Raw genomic sequence first — 16,420 nt, 5'->3', positions numbered from 1 at the left:
GTCATCGCCCGCGAAACCCGGCTGGCGCTGATGGGGCATGAGCCTGCCGCTCTAGCGGCGCGGATCGGCCAGCGGGTTGCTTTCGCCGACGCCGCGCGCACCGGCCGCCTGGTCTGCGACCTGCGCCCGCACGGGATTGCCGCCCGCGAAATCGCCGCCCTGACGGCCGAGATCGGGGGGCTGGTGCCATGACCCTCCTGACCGGCGACAGCGCGCTCCTGATGCCCTGGCACGGCCCCTACGACATGATCCTGGTCGACCCGCCCTATGGCGATACGTCGCTCGCCTGGGACCGGCGCGTGGCGGACTGGCCCGGCAAGGCACTCGCCGCCCTGAAACCGAGCGGCTCGCTCTGGGTCTTCGGCTCCCTGCGGAGCTTTCTCGCATCCAACGCGGCATTTCGGAATGCGGGCTGGAAATATGCTCAGGAACTGGTCTGGGAGAAGCAGAACGGTTCCAGCTTCCATGCCGATCGCTTCCGCCGCGTGCATGAACTGATCGTCCAGTTCTATCGCGACGATACGCCCTGGCGCGCCGTCTACAATGTTGTTCCCACCACGTCCGATGCGCGGGCGCGCACGGTAAGGCGGAGACACCGGCCGCCCCACATGGGCCGGATCGATGCCGGCCATTACGTGAGCGAGGATGGCGGCCCGCGCCTGATGCGCTCCGTGATTCCGGTCCGCAATGCGCATGGGCGCGCCATCCATCCCACCGAGAAGCCGGTGGCACTGCTGGAGATCCTGATCCGCACGAGCTGCCCACCAGGTGGCCTGGTGGGCGACTGGTTCGCCGGCTCGGGCGCGGCCGGTGTCGCCTGCCGGCTCGCCGGTCGGCGCTATGTCGGCTGCGAGATCGATCCAGTCATGGCGCAAAAGGCGCGCGACCGCATCGCCTCCGTGCTGCCGCTCGGCGAAGGAATTTCGCCATGACGGAACGTCGCACGCCGCCCGGCTTCGCGGCGCGTCCCGCCGATCCCGAACGCTGGGTCAGGGCGCCGGACAAGCCTTCGACCATCAACCGCTTTACCGCCCGGCTGACCATCGACGTCACGCCGGCGCTGCGCGCGCGGCTCAAGGTCGCGGCGTTCCAGCGCGGCATCACGGTCGCCGACATGCTGCGCGCGCTGCTGGCCCGCGAGTTCCCCGATACTGCTGGAGATGTGCCATGACCGACACCCTCGCTCATGTCGAACTGACCTGGATCGAGAAGCGCATCGAGCACTGGATCCGCTTCGGCTCTGTCGCCCATGAGCAGATTCTCGATCGTCGTCGGCGGATACTGAGCTTTCCGCCGGACACCGTATTCGCCTTCCTGCGCTGGGCAGCGAACGATTACGGCACGGTGGTGTCCTGCATCGACATCGTGCGCGTCACCCGTCCCGGCGAGCCGTATCAGACGGTGCCGTTCGTGCGCCCCGGCGGGGAGAGCCTGTTGCGCCAGAGCGGTTGGCCGAAGGTCCGTCTGGTGCTCGAAGCTGTCGATCGTATCGAAGCTATCGGCATCGACCCCGTCGACGTGGCGCCCGAGCATTGGCGGCATCTGCACAATCGGATGCTCTCCGGGCAGGCGGCACGCTCCTACACGCGCGACCGCCATCAGGCCTGGCTGCGCCGGAGGGCGGTGTCATGACGCGCCTTGGTTGGTTCTTCACCACGTATTTCGCAATACTCGGTGTTGGCACGTCAGTGGCGATTCATCCGGCGCCCCGGCTGATCTGGAATGCCACCGCCAGTACACCGGTCGGATTGTATCGCCTGCAATCGGTAAGCACCCTGCATGTCGACGACCTGATCGCGATCCGACCACCGGCCGACATTGCCACGATGCTGGCGCACGGCGGCTATCTGCCCCTCGGTGTGCCGCTGCTCAAGCCGGTTGCCGCACTGCCGGGGCAATTGGTCTGCCGGATCGGTACTGCTGTTTCGGTCGACGGCAAGGCGCTTGGCGAGGCACTCGCCTACGATCATCGCGGTCGTCCGCTGCCGATCTGGCAAGGCTGTCGGCACGTCCTGCCCGGCCAGATTTTCGTCATGAACGCAGCAGTCCCGACCAGTCTTGACGGTCGCTATTTCGGCATCCTGCCGGTCGCTGCGGTGCTCGGCCGCGCGCAGCCGCTGTGGCTCGTGCCGTCACCGATGTCTCCCACCCCCAAGCAGAAACGAGGCTGACATGGCCCAGATCGGAACTTTTACACGCACGGCTGACGGCTTCGCCGGTCGGCTGCGCACGCTCGCCCTCGACGTCGAACTAACGATCGTGCCGGCGACATCGTCGGACGCCGAGCATGCGCCCGATTATCGCGTCCATCTCGGTGACGCCGATGCCGGACCAGAGGTCGGCGCGGCCTGGAAACGCACCGGCGAGAAGGCGGGCACCTATCTCTCGCTGGTTCTCGACGACCCCATGCTGGCGCAGCCGATCCGCGCCAATCTGTTCCAGTCCGATCGTCAGGGGCGTGCCTTCCATCTGGTCTGGAGCCGCCCGGTGAAGCGTGATGACCGGCGGTAAGGCGGCGCTCCGTCTGCTCGGTGTCGTGCTTCCGGCCGTCGTTTCATTGACGGTGCCGACGCATAATGCGGTTGCCGATCCCTACGCCGACATGATCGCGGAAGCCGCCACGCGCGCGCAGATTCCGGCCTCATGGATTGCTGCCGTGCTGCACGCGGAGAGCAGGGGCGATGCGCATGCCGTGTCGTCGGCGGGTGCGATGGGGCTCATGCAGGTGATGCCCGGAACATGGGCCAGCCTGCGTACGTCGCTCGGCCTCGGCGACGATCCGTTCGACCCGCGTGACAACATTCTGGCTGGTGCGACCTATCTGCGCTGGATGCGGGATCGCTATGGCGAAGCCGGATTTCTGGCTGCTTATAATGCCGGTCCCGCGCGCTATGACGAGCATCTCGCAACCGGCCGACCACTGCCTGCCGAGACGCGGGATTACGTTGCATCGGTCAGCGCGCGGCTGGCTCTTCCGCCTGCCGATGACATCGTGATCGGTGCTTCGGAGACACCGTCCTGGCAGAGATCTTCACTCTTTCCGGCGTCATTCCTGCGCACAGGAAATGCCCCTCGGCATGGCGAGAGCGCGCATGATCCGGTGCATGCCGATGACGCTCGCCCGACAGACTGGACGGCACTCGCACCGCAGTCGGTCGGGCTGTTCATCGCCTCAGGGCATGGGGAAGCACGTCGATGACCCCCGTTCCGGTCCATCGGGCGTTGGCGGGCCATGGGTGCCTTTGGGAGGGGGCGCTGGGGGGAGGCTGGCAACGGAGGGAAGGACGGCAAGGTAAAAGCAGTGCTCCTTCGGGACTGCATATGGTTGGTTTGATTGGGGAATTTTCCTTCTCATCACGCACCGCCTGCGGCAGTCCGTGCATTTTTTCTCATCTTTTCAACGATCCGGGCGCCGTCGGGGGCGAAACGGAGCGGAGAGCGGGCTATGGCAACACGCGATGACGGCCTGACTGTCCGGCCCGGACGCATCCAGCATGGCAATCAGGGCGCACGCCCGAAATCCTTCGTTGGCGAGGTCATGCGTGCCGCGAAGAGGGCCGGTCATACCGGCACCCGGTTCGGCGCGAAGGGCAGGGGAGGCGGTGGCGGCTCCCGTTTCGGGCGCGGCCGACGGGCGGCCCTGTCCATGCGGCTGCGCAGCAATGCCCGTCGGGTCGTGGTCAAGGCGCGCGTCGTCCGTCAGCAGGGCACGCGCTTCCGCTCCGCGCCGCTCGCCCGCCACATCGCCTATCTCAGACGCGAGGGCGTGACCCGCGACGGTGCCAAAGCCCATCTGTTCGATGCCGGCTCCGACGAAGCGGACAGCAAGGCCTTCGCGGAACGCTGCGCCGACGACCGCCACCATTTCCGCTTCATCGTCTCGCCCGAGGATGCGGCGCGGATGGAGGATCTGCGGGGCTTCGCACGCGAACTGATGCAGGACATGGAGCGCGACCTCGGCACCAAACTGGACTGGGTCGGGGTGGATCACTGGAATACGGATAATCCGCATGTCCACATCCTGGTGCGCGGGGTGGCCGATGACGGCAAGGATCTGGTGATCAGCCGCGCCTATATCAGCCAGGGCCTGCGCGACCGCGCCGCCGAACGGGTAACGCTGGAACTTGGCCCGCGCAGCGAGCAGGAAATCCGCACCGCCCTGGAGACCGAGATCGGCGCCGACCGCTGGACCAGCCTCGATCGCGCGTTGCAGGACATCAACGACGAGCGCGGCGGCATCGTCGATCTCCGGCCGGGCGCAGGAGGCGAAGACCCGCAACTGCGGCGTCTGCTGATGGGCCGGGCGACCAAGCTGGAAGGGCTTGGTCTTGCCGAACCGGTCGGGGTGGCCCGCTGGACCCTCAAGCCGGGGTTGGAGGCGACCCTGCGCGATCTCTCCATCCGGGGCGACATCATCAAAACCATGCACCGCGCCATGTCTGGCGGCGGGGTGGTGGATCCCGATGTCGCGGGCTTTGCGATCCATGGCGAGAAACTCGCCGATCCGGTCATCGGGCGGCTGGTGGAGCGCGGGCTGGATGACGAGTTGAGGGGCTCGGGCTACGTGGTGATCGCGGGGACCGACGGGCGCACGCATCATGTCCGCTTCCCCGATCTGGACCTAACCGGCGATGCCAGGACCGGTGCGATCGTCGAGACCCGGAGTTGGGAGGATGCCAAGGGCACGCAGCGCCTGTCGCTGGCGACCCGCTCGGACTTCACGCTGGCCGAGCAGGTGACGGCGCCCGGCGCGACCTGGCTTGACCGCCAGTTACTGGCCAAAGACCCGGCACCGGCCAATGCGGGTTTCGGCTCGGAGGTCCGTGAGGCAATGGCGCGGCGGATCGATCATCTGGCGTCCGAGGGGCTGGCCCGACGACAGGGCGAGCGCGTGGTGTTCGCGCCCGACCTGATCGGCACCCTGCGTCAGCGCGATCTGGATCAGGCCGTCGCCAGATTGGCGGCGCAGAGCGGGCTGGAGCACCGGCCCGCGAAGGAAGGCGAGATCGTCTCGGGGGTCTATCGCCAGCGGGTGGCCCTGTCCTCGGGTCGGTTCGCGATGGTCGATGACGGGCTGGGCTTCCAGCTCGTGCCGTGGCGCCCGGCGCTGGAGCAGAAGCTCGGACGGCAGGTTTCCGGTACCCTGTCGCCGGGCGGATCGGTGGACTGGAATTTCGGGCGGAAGCGCGGGCTCGGGATTTGAAACCTTGCCGGTCAGCTCGTCAGTCCCACGCCATAGATCTCCATCAGTTCATAGAACCAGTCCGCATCGAGATTGTCGCTCTGGGAGGCGATCGCAATCGCGCTCTCCGTCCGGTTGAAAAGAGCGAAACAGATCTGATCGTTGTCATGACGGGCGCGGTAGCTGATGCCGTCCGCATCGGACCATGCGTCGTGAACGGCTTTCGACCACGCGTGCGGCAGATCGTACGGCAGGCCGGATGATGTGACCTCCGCCGTGGCGCCGAGTACAGCCAGTCCGGGACCGTGCAGCTCCACCAGCCGCAGTTCTCGATTGGCGCTCAGGATGGCGCAGGCCTTGGCGGCGATGAGATCCATCGGCAGCAGCGTGCGTCCTGGCGCGCGCAGGAACGTCTCCGCGAACGCGCCGGCCTGCTGTTCCGCCGTGTAGAGAACGCCATGAGAGCCGTTCGGCGCGTTGAGACGCCCGGAGCGCGAACGGTCGAAATAGACGGGGTCATGAGCGCGGGAGTGAAAACGATGCAGGGGATGGCCCGCGGGCAGAATGCGCCAGCGGGGTTGCCGGGAAGCGAGGTCTCCCGGCGGCCAGGGCTGGTCCGGCACGCGGTCAGCCGCCCTGGACGCCGATGGACTGCGCGGCTTTCACCACCGCCTCTGTCTTGCCGGCGCCCAGCGCTTCGATCGGTGTCTGCCCGTCGAGTTGTGCGAGCGGCGTGACCAGGAAATTCAGACGGAACCATGCGCTTTCGCTTGGCAGGGCGGCGAGCACCGGCTTCAAACCCGACATGACCCCATCGCCGGTGAACTGCGCGACCGGATAGCGCCGCTCGCCGCTCGGTCCCGGAACCGCCAGGATCGCCTGTTCACGGACCTTCTTCTCGATGGCCTGGCGCGTGACTCTGAGCAGTTCCCTGACCTGATCGAGCGTGTAGGCACCGCCCGCGCGCCGAAGATCGTCGTCCCTGATCTGTTTCCCGCGTAACAGGGCAAGTCCCCGCGGGCCGACCGCATAGGCATCTGTAGCGGTCTCGCGGGAGGGGGAGCGACCGGCTTGCGGACGAACCTCGTATTCCAGCACCTGTGGCTTCGCGCTGACACGTCCGGGGGCTGTCTTGCGTGCCGCCAGTTCCAGCCCGGCAGGCACCATCACGATGCTGCCCACGCCGAGAAGTCGGGTTCTCGTATGGCTTCCCGCAACGCGGGCGCGCGTTTCCGAAACGGGTGTCGTGGGCATCCTGTCGCCTCCTGGCAGAGTCTTCTTCGTGATGGCAATATAGGAAACCATGACAACCAAAGCAACCAATAGAACGCTGCCACGCTCCTGGCTTCGGGCTGGCGTCAGATCGGCGCCGTGCCCGCCGGTTCAGTATTCGGAGCCCCTGCGTCGTCCGCCTTCAGCGAGTCTTCCGGTAGCTGCTCTGGCAGCAAGGCGCGACGCTGCCCGAGCCAGAGTCCGTCGCTGATGTGATCCCGGCGCGGAGAACGCGTATTCGGGTGGATCAGGATGCTCAGGCCCCGGTGATTGAGTATCAGCCAGGGAACGAGCGTCGCGAACAGCCCGGTCTCGAAGGCGATCTGATACATCGGCAACGTGTGTGGGCCGACCGGAACCTCGTGCCAGCGACCCAGCCGGACCACGAAGCGCTCGGCGACCTCGGCGCGAAGCCTTTCCGCCGCCGCGCGTTCCATTGCGCCGTCGAAATAGACATGGGCATGATAGCTGGCGATGGAGTCGATCAGGCGGATGGTGTCGGTCATCGTTCAATCCCTGCGGACTGGCCGTCCGTCCGTTTATTATCCGCTGCTGTCCTGCGGCCCCAGGCGTTGTCATTAGACCTTGAATATCGGAGAATCGAGCTGTCTGGTCGGTTCCTGTCATGAACCAGACCAGGATCCTCTGGGGCTCGGTGTTTGCTGTCGGCACCGTGATCCTCGCCTTCACGTGGGCGGCGACGCAATGGACCGCCTGGCGGCTCGGCTTCCAGACGCAGCTTGGCGCTCCGTGGTTCATGCTGCTCAGTTGGCCAGTCTATTATCCGCCGGAATTCTTCTGGTGGTGGTTCGCCTACGACGCCTATGCTCCGGACATCTTTACCATCGGCGGGTATATCGCGGCGGCGGGCGGCGTGGCCGCCGTCATCGTCGCGATCACGATGTCCGTCTGGCGCGCCCGCGAGAAGAAGCGCGCCACCACTTATGGCTCAGCGCATTGGGCCGACCCGCGCGAGATCCGTCGCGCCGGATTACTCGCCCCCGATGGCGTGGTGCTGGGCCGCTCGGCCGATGCCTATCTTCGCCATGATGGGCCGGAACATGTCCTGTGCTTCGCGCCCACCCGCTCGGGCAAGGGGGTGGGACTGGTGGTGCCGACGCTGCTGACCTGGCCAGGTGCGGCGATCGTCCATGACATCAAGGGCGAGAACTGGACACTGACCGCCGGCTGGCGCGCCCGCTTTGGTCGGGTGCTGCTGTTCGATCCGACCAACCTCGCCAGCGCCGCCTACAATCCACTGCTGGAGGTCCGGCGCGGTGAACGGGAAGTCCGCGACGTGCAGAACATCGCCGATGTGCTGGTCGATCCCGAGGGCGCCCTTGAGAAGCGCAACCATTGGGAAAAGACCAGCCACGCCTTGCTGGTCGGCACCATCCTGCATGTCCTCTACGCCGAGGAAGACAAGACCCTGGCCGGGGTCGCCAATTTCCTCTCCGACCCCAAGCGGGCGATCGAGACCACGCTGCGCGCCATGATGACCACGCCACATCTTGGCGCGAAGGGTGTGCATCCGGTGGTCGCCAGTTCCGCGCGGGAACTGCTGAACAAGAGCGACAATGAACGCTCGGGCGTGCTGTCCACCGCCATGTCGTTTCTCGGTCTATATCGTGATCCGGTGGTGTCGCATGTGACCCGGCGCTGCGACTGGCGGATCCGGGACCTTGTCGCCGGCAGCCATCCGGCGACGCTGTATCTGGTGGTACCCCCATCGGATATCAGCCGCACCAAGCCGCTGGTCCGGCTGGTGCTCAATCAGATCGGCCGTCGTCTGACCGAGGAACTGGAGGCGAAGCGCCGCCATCGCCTGCTGCTGATGCTCGATGAGTTCCCGGCGCTGGGGCGGCTGGACTTCTTCGAGAGCGCGCTGGCCTTTATGGCGGGCTATGGGATCAAGAGCTTCCTGATCGGACAGAGCCTGAACCAGATCGAAAAAGCCTATGGGCAGAACAACTCGATCCTCGACAACTGCCATGTCCGGGTCAGTTTCGCGACCAACGATGAACGGACCGCCAAACGGGTCTCCGACGCGCTCGGCACCGCGACCGAGATTCGTGACGCGAAGAACTATGCCGGCCACCGGCTTTCGCCGTGGCTCGGGCATCTGATGGTGACGCGCCACGAAACCGCGCGGCCGCTGCTGACGTCCGGCGAGATCATGCAGCTTCCCCCTGACGAAGAACTGGTAATGGTCTCGGGCTGCCCGCCGATCCGGGCGCGCAAGGCGCGGTATTTCGAAGACGCCGAACTGGCCGCGCGCGTCCTCCCGCCACCCCGGTTCGAGCCGCCTCTGGCTCCGGATGGAACGCCACCCATCGGACCGCCGCCGGGGGACTGGGCCGACGTGGTGCAGCCGCCTCCTGCCAGCAATGGGGATGATGATCCCGCCAATGCTGGCATCCGCCGTGAGCCGGAACTGCCGGAACAGGAAGAGGTAGTACAGGCACCAAGGAAGCCGGTGCGTGAGTTCGACCCGCCTGAGGATGAATCCGAGGACGATGCTACACGGGCACAGACCCTGCGGCGCGGGGAGCGGGCTCTCGCGCGGCAGGTGTCGCTCGATCCTGGTGATCGGATGGGGCTGTGACCGCCATGCGGATCAGACACACGATCCGGCTACCCGCTGACCTTAGTGTCAGGCTCGCCGATTACGCCGCCCGTAAGAAGGTGCCGCAGGCGCTGATTGTGGAGACGGCGCTGGCATCGTTTCTGTCGCCGGATGGGCCGGAGCGGCTGGAGGCGGCGCTCGCTCGGCGGCTGGACCGGATGACGCGGCAGCTGGAGCGGATGGAACGACGGGTGACGATCTCCAATGAATCGCTCGCCGTGTTCGTGCGGTTCTGGCTCACCAGCACTCCCCCACTGCCCGATGCGGCTTTGGCTGCGGCGCAGAGCAAGGGGCGGGAGCGGTATGACGGCTTTGTCGAGGCTGTCGGACGCAGGTTGGCGCGTGGGACGACGCTGGATGATGAGGTCAGGCTGGACGTGGGATCTGAGGCGGAACGGCACGATACCTGAGTCGGTTAAGGGGGGGAAGCCGAATGTCTGCTTCAGAACTGGCCTGATCATAAACTGCCACCATGGGAGCACGTATAGTCCTTGAATTTTCCATGAGGATTTTTCAGATTCTGACACGTGAGGATGAGGCCGTATAACTATTTCGGGTAATCTTCCGTCAAATGCAGAATCGACTGGCTGCGAAAAAAGTCAGGAGAACTAATTATCAAACGGAGAAAGTGCTTCAATAATTCGGCATTCTGAAATATTACCTCCCCCGCATGATTCTATCATCGTAGAAAGTTCATGGCGCAATGCGATGAGATCCGCAATTTTGCGCTCAATTTCTGCCATATGGTCACGAGCAATTCTATCAACTGTCTTACAATCCTGGGTTCCCTGATCCGTTAGGGATAATAGAGCTCTTACCTGGTCTAATGAAAAACCCAGATCCCGAGATCGACGAATAAAAGACAGTCTCGCGAGTGCCTCATCATCATAAGTGCGATAATTGCCATCGGTCCGCTGTGGCGGAGCCAGAAGACCGATCCGTTCGTAATAGCGGATCGTCTCGACTTTGGTATTCGTCGCCTTCCCCAAGGCACCAATCGATCGCATTCCCTGCCTCTTGACCCTGTAGTTGCTACAGGGAGCATACATTAAAACAGATGATTCGTCAGGGAGGCACTGGATGGCAGGAGGATGCTGTGGTGGATGCACAGATACGCCGCTACCAATCAATAAATCATGGCGGAGAGCGCTCCTGATCGCGCTTTTTCTCAATGCCAGCATGTTTGCCGTTGAAGCTGGGGCTGGCGTGTCGGTTGGATCTGCATCCGTACAGGCGGACGCGATTGATTTCCTTGGCGACAGCGCCAACTACGCAATAAGCCTCAGTGTTGCCGGAATGGCATTGCGATGGCGAGCTGGCGCGGCCTTTCTGAAAGGCCTGACCCTGTTCATGGCTGGGCTATGGGTAATGGCCAATGCTGGGTGGATAGTAATGAACAGCAACCATCCGCCTCACCCAGACGCAATGGGCGGCATTGGTCTGCTTGCCCTCGCGGTCAATCTGGCCTGTGCCCTCATATTATGGACACACCGGAAAGGTGATGCCAACCGCCGTTCTGTATGGATCTGCTCTCGTAATGATGCGATCGGAAATGTTGCCGTTGTGCTGGCAGCTCTGGGCGTGTTTGGCACTCGTTCTGCGTGGCCGGATATTGCGGTAGCTGCCATCCTTGCGATGCTTGGTATTAGTGGAGGTGTGCAGATTATGCGACAATCGAGAGTAGAACTAACAGATAACAAATCAGATATATCACGACATATCAATGTATAAATCATATAATACTCTAGAATATATTAAGCAGGTAAGGAGACGCACACGCTATAATGCGGCATTCATTCTCCTGATTTTTCCCCTGCTCTGTGGCTGTACAAATAGTGATCACTCAAATATTTCGCCGGAATCAGATGTCCAGAAATTTTCCAGCCGTCAATTTACGGATGCCGGATTGCAAGAATTCATTACAAAAGTTCTCGGACCAAACGTATCGAGTCAGGAAAACGCATGGGGCATCACTCGCCTGACGCTTGCTACCTTGTATTTTCATCCCGATATCCTTGTAGCTAAAGCTGAACTGGAAACGGCTCGCGCTGGAATCAAGACAGCCGGTCAACTGCCCAATCCCAGTTTCACGGTGCTGGGTGGCCCATCGGCTCATTACGTCGGCTACGGCGCGTCAATACTGATCGAATTTTTCGGCAGGCGTTATCACCGTATCAAAGAAGCCAGATATCGGGCTGCCGTCGCGCAATGGGAAGTCATCAATACTGCATGGAAACTACGCAGCGACACGCGGTCTGCTCTTCTCGGCGTCTGGGCTGTATCCGGGCGCCTCAAGCTTGTGGAAGAGACTGCGGCAGCTAAACGCGAACTCTTTACCCTGGAACAGGCACGTTTTGATCAGGGGCGAGCATCCGCTCTCGAAATATCGCAGGTACGGACGGAAATGATCCATGCCGAGTTGTCTGTCAGTGATCTGCGGCGCGAGTATGCCGTCCGTAAGGCAGCTCTGGCAGGAGCAATCGGGGTTCCTGCCGAAGCACTTGATTCCATTGCTCTTGATACAAAAGCATTTGATGTCTGTCCCGACCTCATGGAATACCGCGATTCACAGGACATGAGATACCAAGCCGTAATGCAACGCGCGGATCTGCGGGAACTTCTTGCGTCTTATGACGCCGCCCGACAGGCTCTACGGGTCGAAGTTTCCCGACGCTATCCCGATGTCACCATCAGTCCCGCCTATAACTGGGATATTTCAAATCGCTTTGAGGTAAATCCCTCTCTGCAAATTCCGATTTTCAATCAGAACGAAGGCCCCATAGCTGAAGCTGTTGGGCAGGAGCATGAGGCGGCGGCTCGTCTCCGGCGTGCAGAGAACACGGTGTTTAAGTCCATCTCGCAGGCTACGGCCAATTACCGCGGCACGACATCAATTCTGCTACAGGCGGATGAACTTGCCAAAACCGTACGGGTAAGGCTGAACCAGATGCAGCACCGCCTTCAGTCAGGCGCAATCGACCGACCAACGATGGTTATGACTCATATAGAGCAGATTCAAGCAGAGACCGCTCTTCTTGAAGCAGAAATTCAGCAACGGCAAGCCATAGGTCAGATCGAAGATGGCATGCAGCAGCCCATTTTTGATCACACCAGTGCCGCGCAGGTTTCCGGCCTGCTTGAAAATAACCAAAGGAACTCACCATGAAAGCGAGGGCCTTCTGGCTGCCTCTTGTAGGTCTTTCTGTCTTCCTAGTTCTAAACGTGGCGGACATTGCTATTGCAGATGATGATGATCCACCAGTTTCGGTTCTTGGCGCAGAGGCGACCGTGACGGTCTCCCCGGAAGCAGTTACGAAGAGTGGCATCGCTTCTGCACGACCCAGCATCGTGCCTTGGAGAAAGTTGGTTCCCGCCTATGGTTACGTTCTGAACGCAACACAACTTATCACTCTTGTTAGTGATTATGCTGACATGAAAGCGCGGCTGGAGAGCATGCAGGCACAGCAGACGCTTGCCCGTGCGAAACTCGATCGTGACAAAGGACTGTATCGCGACCGGCAGAATATCTCTCAGGAACAATTCCAGGAGACAACAGCCAGATTTCAGTCCAACTCAGCTATGGTAAAAGCAGAACAGGTCCGGGTGAATAACGCACTTAATATTATCAGACAGCAATTTGGTTCGGTCATATCTGACGCTACCGAAAAAAATACAATTTTCATTACACAGTTACTTCAACAACAAGTGGTCTTGGTCAAGGTGACCCTTCCACCAGATACGGATCTACCAACCCCACCAAGTCAGGCGGATGTGACCGATTATGGAAACACGGGTGGACACGGGACAATGCTCCACTATTTGTCTCCTGTAACCATGACCGATCCTGCTATTCAGGGGCGTAGCTTTTTCTATTTTGCGTCGGCTGAAAGTCAGCTTGTCGCGGGCATGAATGTTTCCGTTCTCCTGCCTACCGAAGAGGAACGTCCCGGTATCCGGATACCTGCATCAGCTATTATCTGGCTGCAAGGTAAGTCGTGGATATACCGTGATAACGGACACGGAAAATTTACACGCCTACCCCTTACGACCGACGTGCCGGACCGAGAAGGTGGCTACCTGATCCAAGATACTCCAGGACAAATCACACACGAAACGCAAATCGTCGTAGAGGGTACGCAATTACTTCTGTCTGAAGAATTCCGAGCTCAGCTTGAATCAGGAGACGATGACGACTGATGACGGGACGTTCTTTCAGCCTTCAGGCAGCTATTATCGGGTTTTCGATCCGCTTCCGGGGCGTGGTTATCGCAACCGCATGTCTGTTGTTCTTCTATGGCCTGTATGGCTTGAGACATGCCAGCTATGATGTGTTTCCGGAATTCATTCCGCCACGGGTCACGATCCAGACCGAAGCCGCTGGTTTTACGCCGGAACAGGTCGAAACATTGGTTAGTCGCCCAATGGAAATTGCCCTGACCGGCCTCCCGGGTATTCAGCGCGTGCAATCGACTTCGATTCAGGGACTGTCAGTCGTCAACGTCCTGTTTGCGACATCGACCGATATTTATCGCGCCCGGCAACTGGTCGGGGAACAAATGAATGTTGTTGCACAGCAATTGCCAGCCGGTGTTCATGCTCCGACTATGACGCCACTGACCTCATCCGCCGGTCTGGTACTGGTGATTGGTCTGACGTCGGAACAACAGTCCCTCATGCAGTTGCGCACGCTTACTGACTGGTCATTAAGGCCGCGTCTGCTGGCGTTGCCTGGTGTGGCTGGAGTCAGTGTGTTTGGCGGGGAGCGTCGGTCACTCCAGATACAGGTACATCCAGACCAACTCATCTTGCATCATATCGGACTTGATGACGTCCTTGCGGCTGCCCAGGAAGCAACTGGCATACAGGGGGCCGGCTTTATTGATACCCCGAACCAAAGAGTCGTTCTTCAGTCTGACGGTCAGGCCCTGACGCCAGAAAGTCTGGCCCGCACTGTGATTGTCCGCTCTGATAATGGTGCTGTCACACTGGGCAGTATTGCCACTGTAACTGAAGCCCCTATTCCCGCCTTCGGCGCGGCCAGTATCGAGGGAAAGACAGGCATTGTGGTTAATATATGGGAACAGTACGGTGCCAATACGATGGCTGTGACCCGGGAAATCGAGGCGGCACTTACCGATTTCCGCCCGCAATTGCAGGGACAGGGGATTACATTGCATGCTGACCTGTTCCGACCCGCCAATTTCATTACGACCGCATTGGGGAATGCCACACAAGCATTGCTTCTGGGCGGTTTTCTGGTGGTTGTCGTAATCTTTCTTTTCCTTTTTGACCTGCGAACCGCTGCAATCTGTTGCGCCACCATACCTTTGGCTATTCTGATAGCCCTGTCGTTGCTGGAGACACTCGGGGTTACTTTGAATGCCATGACCCTGGGGGGGCTTGCTATCGCCATCGGCGAGGTCGTGGATGACGCCGTGATCGGGGTCGAAAATGTTACACGCCGATTGCGTGAAAACCGGCTTCTGGTCCAGCCCGCATCTACAGCGCGCGTCGTACTCGATGCATGCGTTGAAGTCCGCAGTGCAGTGGTTTACGCGACCTTTGCTGTCATTATCGTTTTCTTGCCTGTCATCGCCCTTCCCGGACTTTCGGGACGACTGTTTGCTCCACTGGCAACAGCTTATGTTCTTGCGGTCATGGCTTCTCTTGCCGCTGCTGTAACCGTTGTACCTGCACTCTGCGCATGGCTCTTGGCGACGCCTGGAGAAACCCGGAGAGAGCCCCCCCTGGCAGGATGGACCGCCAGAGCTTATGAACGTCTTCTGGCCAGATTAATGCGCCATCCCCGATTTGTTATAGGCGGGATGATCCTGACCACCTTGATAGGGTTTGCGGCCCTTCCATTCCTTGAAAGCGATTTCATTCCTGATTTCAAGGAAGGTCACCTTATCATTCATATGACGGCTGCTCCGGGGACTTCCCTGGAACAGTCTCTGAAATTAGGTAGACAGGTTACAGAAAAACTTCGTCAGCTTCCCGAAATCCGTTCGGTTGCTCAGAGAGTCGGACGCGCCTCGCTGGATGAGGACACGTCTGGACCACATACCAGCGAGTTTGAGGTTGATTTGAATCAGGTGGATGGGAAGGCTTCCCGACAGATTGATGCCCGCGTTCGCAAAGCGCTTGACGGGTTCGTTGGGGCCAGTTTTTCTGTCAGTAGTTTTTTGACGATGCGCGTAAACGAAACCCTTTCTGGTTCGTCTTCGGCTGTGGCAATCAATATTATTGGCGATGATCTGGATGTATTGGATATCCAGGCAAATAATATTGTCCGCATGTTGCATCAGATACATGGCGCAACAGATGTCCGGATAGAAGCACCCCCTGGTGTTCCGGAACTTGCTATTCGGCTACGCCCTGCTGATCTGGAGCGCTGGGGGCTTCGGTCGGCGGATGTACTCCGATCCATCCATACAGCCTGGCAGGGTGAAACCGTGGGGCAGATATACGAGCGTTCTGCGGCTTTTAATGTTATGGTTCGTCTTGATGACGCAAGTCGTAATGATGTTGCGTCTGTCGGCTTCCTGCCACTGCATACTGTTCACGGAAACTACGTACCACTCCGCGCTGTCGCAGACATATATGAGACGAACGGTCGCTATCAGGTGTCACATCTGGGAGCACAGAGAACACAGACTGTCACCGCAAATGTTACAGGACGATCAGCTCAATCTTTCGTTCAGGACGCACGCACGGCTATAGCAAAAAATATCAAACTGCCTCTTGGAACCTACGTTCAATTTACATCCGCAGCGGAAGCTGAATCACAATCACGCAAGGAACTGTTTATAAATTCCGGGCTCGCTGCCATAGCGGTCATGATTCTGCTCTCAATAATCACACAAGGATGGCGCAATCTCGCTCTGATACTCGTCAATCTTCCCTTCGCATTTGTCGGCGGCATTCTGGCAATCATTGTTTCCGGCACAACGCTAACTCTTGGGGCAACAGTCGGCTTCGTTACTCTATTCGGGATTACGCTTCGGAATTCGGTGATGATGATTTCGCATTTTGAGACTTTGGTCGAGCGGGAACATCTCACATGGGGAGTAACAACAGCGCTCCGGGGGGCCAGAGACCGCGTCGTCCCCGTACTCATGACATCGCTCGTTACGGCGCTTGGACTGGCGCCTCTGGCTGTTGATATGAATGCGCCTGGGCGGGAAATCGAAGGACCTATGGCAGCTGTCATTCTTGGAGGGCTCATGACATCAATGATACTTAACCTGTTTGTTTTGCCTATTCTTGCTGTCAAATTTGGTAGTTTTTCTGAAAACGAAACGGGAGTTCCGGAAACCTTGTTCAAGTGACAGGTATGG

General features: G+C 60.2%; 17 protein-coding genes and 1 pseudogene. 14 read left to right on the top strand and 4 right to left on the bottom strand.

Annotated features, from left to right (window positions below):
* The 8 genes and pseudogenes from AB2L51_RS13290 to AB2L51_RS13255 form a co-directional block, all read left to right on the top strand.
* Positions 1–192: pseudogene (locus AB2L51_RS13290) on the top strand (ParA family partition ATPase); the annotation flags it as partial.
* Entirely contained in the window at positions 189–932 is a 744-nt protein-coding gene (locus AB2L51_RS13285) for a DNA-methyltransferase (protein ID WP_003618763.1), read from the top strand. The pseudogene AB2L51_RS13290 and the gene AB2L51_RS13285, both read left to right, overlap by 4 nt.
* Entirely contained in the window at positions 929–1,171 is a 243-nt protein-coding gene (locus tag AB2L51_RS13280) for a ribbon-helix-helix protein (RefSeq protein ID WP_003618765.1), read from the top strand. The genes AB2L51_RS13285 and AB2L51_RS13280 overlap by 4 nt, the downstream gene beginning before the upstream one ends.
* Entirely contained in the window at positions 1,168–1,632 is a 465-nt protein-coding gene (locus AB2L51_RS13275; protein ID WP_048858930.1) for a DUF2840 domain-containing protein, read from the top strand. The genes AB2L51_RS13280 and AB2L51_RS13275 overlap by 4 nt, the downstream gene beginning before the upstream one ends.
* Positions 1,629–2,171: a S26 family signal peptidase gene (locus AB2L51_RS13270; protein ID WP_003618770.1), complete on the top strand. Its 543-nt coding sequence runs from the start codon at positions 1,629–1,631 to the stop codon at positions 2,169–2,171. Before AB2L51_RS13275 ends, AB2L51_RS13270 begins: the two co-directional genes overlap by 4 nt.
* A gap of 1 nt (position 2,172) precedes the next feature.
* Complete coding sequence (locus AB2L51_RS13265) at positions 2,173–2,511, top strand: DUF736 domain-containing protein (RefSeq protein WP_003618772.1); 339 nt, start codon at positions 2,173–2,175, stop codon at positions 2,509–2,511.
* A complete protein-coding gene (locus tag AB2L51_RS13260) occupies positions 2,498–3,199 on the top strand; it encodes a lytic transglycosylase domain-containing protein (RefSeq protein ID WP_003618774.1) in 702 nt (233 codons plus the stop codon). Before AB2L51_RS13265 ends, AB2L51_RS13260 begins: the two co-directional genes overlap by 14 nt.
* 246 nt (positions 3,200–3,445) lie before the next feature.
* The gene (locus AB2L51_RS13255) at positions 3,446–5,203 is read left to right on the top strand and encodes a relaxase/mobilization nuclease domain-containing protein (RefSeq protein WP_003618776.1); all 1,758 of its coding nucleotides are present in this window, start codon (positions 3,446–3,448) and stop codon (positions 5,201–5,203) included.
* An 11-nt stretch (positions 5,204–5,214) separates the two neighbouring features.
* Here AB2L51_RS13255 and AB2L51_RS13250 read toward each other — a convergent pair whose 3' ends face one another.
* From AB2L51_RS13250 to AB2L51_RS13240, 3 genes are all read right to left on the bottom strand, one after another.
* The gene (locus AB2L51_RS13250; RefSeq protein WP_003618777.1) at positions 5,215–5,805 is read right to left on the bottom strand and encodes an RES family NAD+ phosphorylase; all 591 of its coding nucleotides are present in this window, start codon (positions 5,803–5,805) and stop codon (positions 5,215–5,217) included.
* 4 nt (positions 5,806–5,809) lie between these two features.
* Positions 5,810–6,436, bottom strand: a complete 627-nt coding sequence (locus AB2L51_RS13245; RefSeq protein ID WP_003618778.1) for a hypothetical protein — start codon at positions 6,434–6,436, stop codon at positions 5,810–5,812.
* A 104-nt stretch (positions 6,437–6,540) separates the two neighbouring features.
* Positions 6,541–6,960 (bottom strand): DOPA 4,5-dioxygenase family protein, encoded by a 420-nt coding sequence (locus tag AB2L51_RS13240; protein WP_003618779.1) that lies wholly within the window; start codon positions 6,958–6,960, stop codon positions 6,541–6,543.
* Positions 6,961–7,079: 119 nt separating this feature from the next.
* Here AB2L51_RS13240 and AB2L51_RS13235 point away from each other — a divergent pair, with 119 nt between their 5' ends.
* Entirely contained in the window at positions 7,080–9,059 is a 1,980-nt protein-coding gene (locus tag AB2L51_RS13235) for a conjugal transfer protein TraG (protein ID WP_040510572.1), read from the top strand.
* Positions 9,060–9,064: 5 nt separating this feature from the next.
* Positions 9,065–9,490 (top strand): hypothetical protein, encoded by a 426-nt coding sequence (locus AB2L51_RS13230; protein WP_003618781.1) that lies wholly within the window; start codon positions 9,065–9,067, stop codon positions 9,488–9,490.
* A gap of 198 nt (positions 9,491–9,688) precedes the next feature.
* Here AB2L51_RS13230 and AB2L51_RS13225 read toward each other — a convergent pair whose 3' ends face one another.
* Positions 9,689–10,087, bottom strand: coding sequence for a MerR family transcriptional regulator (locus AB2L51_RS13225; protein ID WP_003618791.1), 399 nt, complete (start codon positions 10,085–10,087; stop codon positions 9,689–9,691).
* A 73-nt stretch (positions 10,088–10,160) separates the two neighbouring features.
* Between AB2L51_RS13225 and AB2L51_RS13220 the strand changes: the two genes are divergently transcribed.
* The 4 genes from AB2L51_RS13220 to AB2L51_RS13205 are packed head-to-tail and all read left to right on the top strand — an operon-like array spanning position 10,161 to position 16,411.
* Positions 10,161–10,811, top strand: a complete 651-nt coding sequence (locus AB2L51_RS13220; RefSeq protein WP_010516881.1) for a cation efflux transmembrane domain-containing protein — start codon at positions 10,161–10,163, stop codon at positions 10,809–10,811.
* Complete coding sequence (locus AB2L51_RS13215; protein WP_019088956.1) at positions 10,804–12,246, top strand: TolC family protein; 1,443 nt, start codon at positions 10,804–10,806, stop codon at positions 12,244–12,246. The genes AB2L51_RS13220 and AB2L51_RS13215 overlap by 8 nt, the downstream gene beginning before the upstream one ends.
* Positions 12,243–13,277 (top strand): efflux RND transporter periplasmic adaptor subunit, encoded by a 1,035-nt coding sequence (locus tag AB2L51_RS13210; RefSeq protein WP_011251445.1) that lies wholly within the window; start codon positions 12,243–12,245, stop codon positions 13,275–13,277. The genes AB2L51_RS13215 and AB2L51_RS13210 overlap by 4 nt, the downstream gene beginning before the upstream one ends.
* Positions 13,277–16,411, top strand: coding sequence for an efflux RND transporter permease subunit (locus tag AB2L51_RS13205; RefSeq protein ID WP_395582525.1), 3,135 nt, complete (start codon positions 13,277–13,279; stop codon positions 16,409–16,411). Before AB2L51_RS13210 ends, AB2L51_RS13205 begins: the two co-directional genes overlap by 1 nt.
* Positions 16,412–16,420: the final 9 nt, after the last annotated feature.

It is taken from the genome of Acetobacter fabarum (assembly GCF_040702925.2).
Taxonomy (GTDB): domain Bacteria; phylum Pseudomonadota; class Alphaproteobacteria; order Acetobacterales; family Acetobacteraceae; genus Acetobacter; species Acetobacter fabarum_B.
This window is presented reverse-complemented; position numbering and strand designations above follow the sequence as displayed.

What these genes read in the sequence shown, in the direction of transcription:
- AB2L51_RS13285 (WP_003618763.1), top strand. Translation starts at nt 189, where the DNA reads ATGACCCTCCTGACCGGCGACAGCGCGCTCCTGATGCCCTGGCACGGC.
- AB2L51_RS13225 (WP_003618791.1), bottom strand. Translation starts at nt 10,087, where the DNA reads ATGCGATCGATTGGTGCCTTGGGGAAGGCGACGAATACCAAAGTCGAG.
- AB2L51_RS13205 (WP_395582525.1), top strand. Translation starts at nt 13,277, where the DNA reads ATGACGGGACGTTCTTTCAGCCTTCAGGCAGCTATTATCGGGTTTTCG.
- AB2L51_RS13245 (WP_003618778.1), bottom strand. Translation starts at nt 6,436, where the DNA reads ATGCCCACGACACCCGTTTCGGAAACGCGCGCCCGCGTTGCGGGAAGC.
- AB2L51_RS13275 (WP_048858930.1), top strand. Translation starts at nt 1,168, where the DNA reads ATGACCGACACCCTCGCTCATGTCGAACTGACCTGGATCGAGAAGCGC.
- AB2L51_RS13235 (WP_040510572.1), top strand. Translation starts at nt 7,080, where the DNA reads ATGAACCAGACCAGGATCCTCTGGGGCTCGGTGTTTGCTGTCGGCACC.
- AB2L51_RS13215 (WP_019088956.1), top strand. Translation starts at nt 10,804, where the DNA reads ATGTATAAATCATATAATACTCTAGAATATATTAAGCAGGTAAGGAGA.
- AB2L51_RS13220 (WP_010516881.1), top strand. Translation starts at nt 10,161, where the DNA reads ATGGCAGGAGGATGCTGTGGTGGATGCACAGATACGCCGCTACCAATC.
- AB2L51_RS13210 (WP_011251445.1), top strand. Translation starts at nt 12,243, where the DNA reads ATGAAAGCGAGGGCCTTCTGGCTGCCTCTTGTAGGTCTTTCTGTCTTC.
- AB2L51_RS13260 (WP_003618774.1), top strand. Translation starts at nt 2,498, where the DNA reads ATGACCGGCGGTAAGGCGGCGCTCCGTCTGCTCGGTGTCGTGCTTCCG.
- AB2L51_RS13265 (WP_003618772.1), top strand. Translation starts at nt 2,173, where the DNA reads ATGGCCCAGATCGGAACTTTTACACGCACGGCTGACGGCTTCGCCGGT.
- AB2L51_RS13270 (WP_003618770.1), top strand. Translation starts at nt 1,629, where the DNA reads ATGACGCGCCTTGGTTGGTTCTTCACCACGTATTTCGCAATACTCGGT.
- AB2L51_RS13230 (WP_003618781.1), top strand. Translation starts at nt 9,065, where the DNA reads ATGCGGATCAGACACACGATCCGGCTACCCGCTGACCTTAGTGTCAGG.
- AB2L51_RS13280 (WP_003618765.1), top strand. Translation starts at nt 929, where the DNA reads ATGACGGAACGTCGCACGCCGCCCGGCTTCGCGGCGCGTCCCGCCGAT.
- AB2L51_RS13240 (WP_003618779.1), bottom strand. Translation starts at nt 6,960, where the DNA reads ATGACCGACACCATCCGCCTGATCGACTCCATCGCCAGCTATCATGCC.
- AB2L51_RS13255 (WP_003618776.1), top strand. Translation starts at nt 3,446, where the DNA reads ATGGCAACACGCGATGACGGCCTGACTGTCCGGCCCGGACGCATCCAG.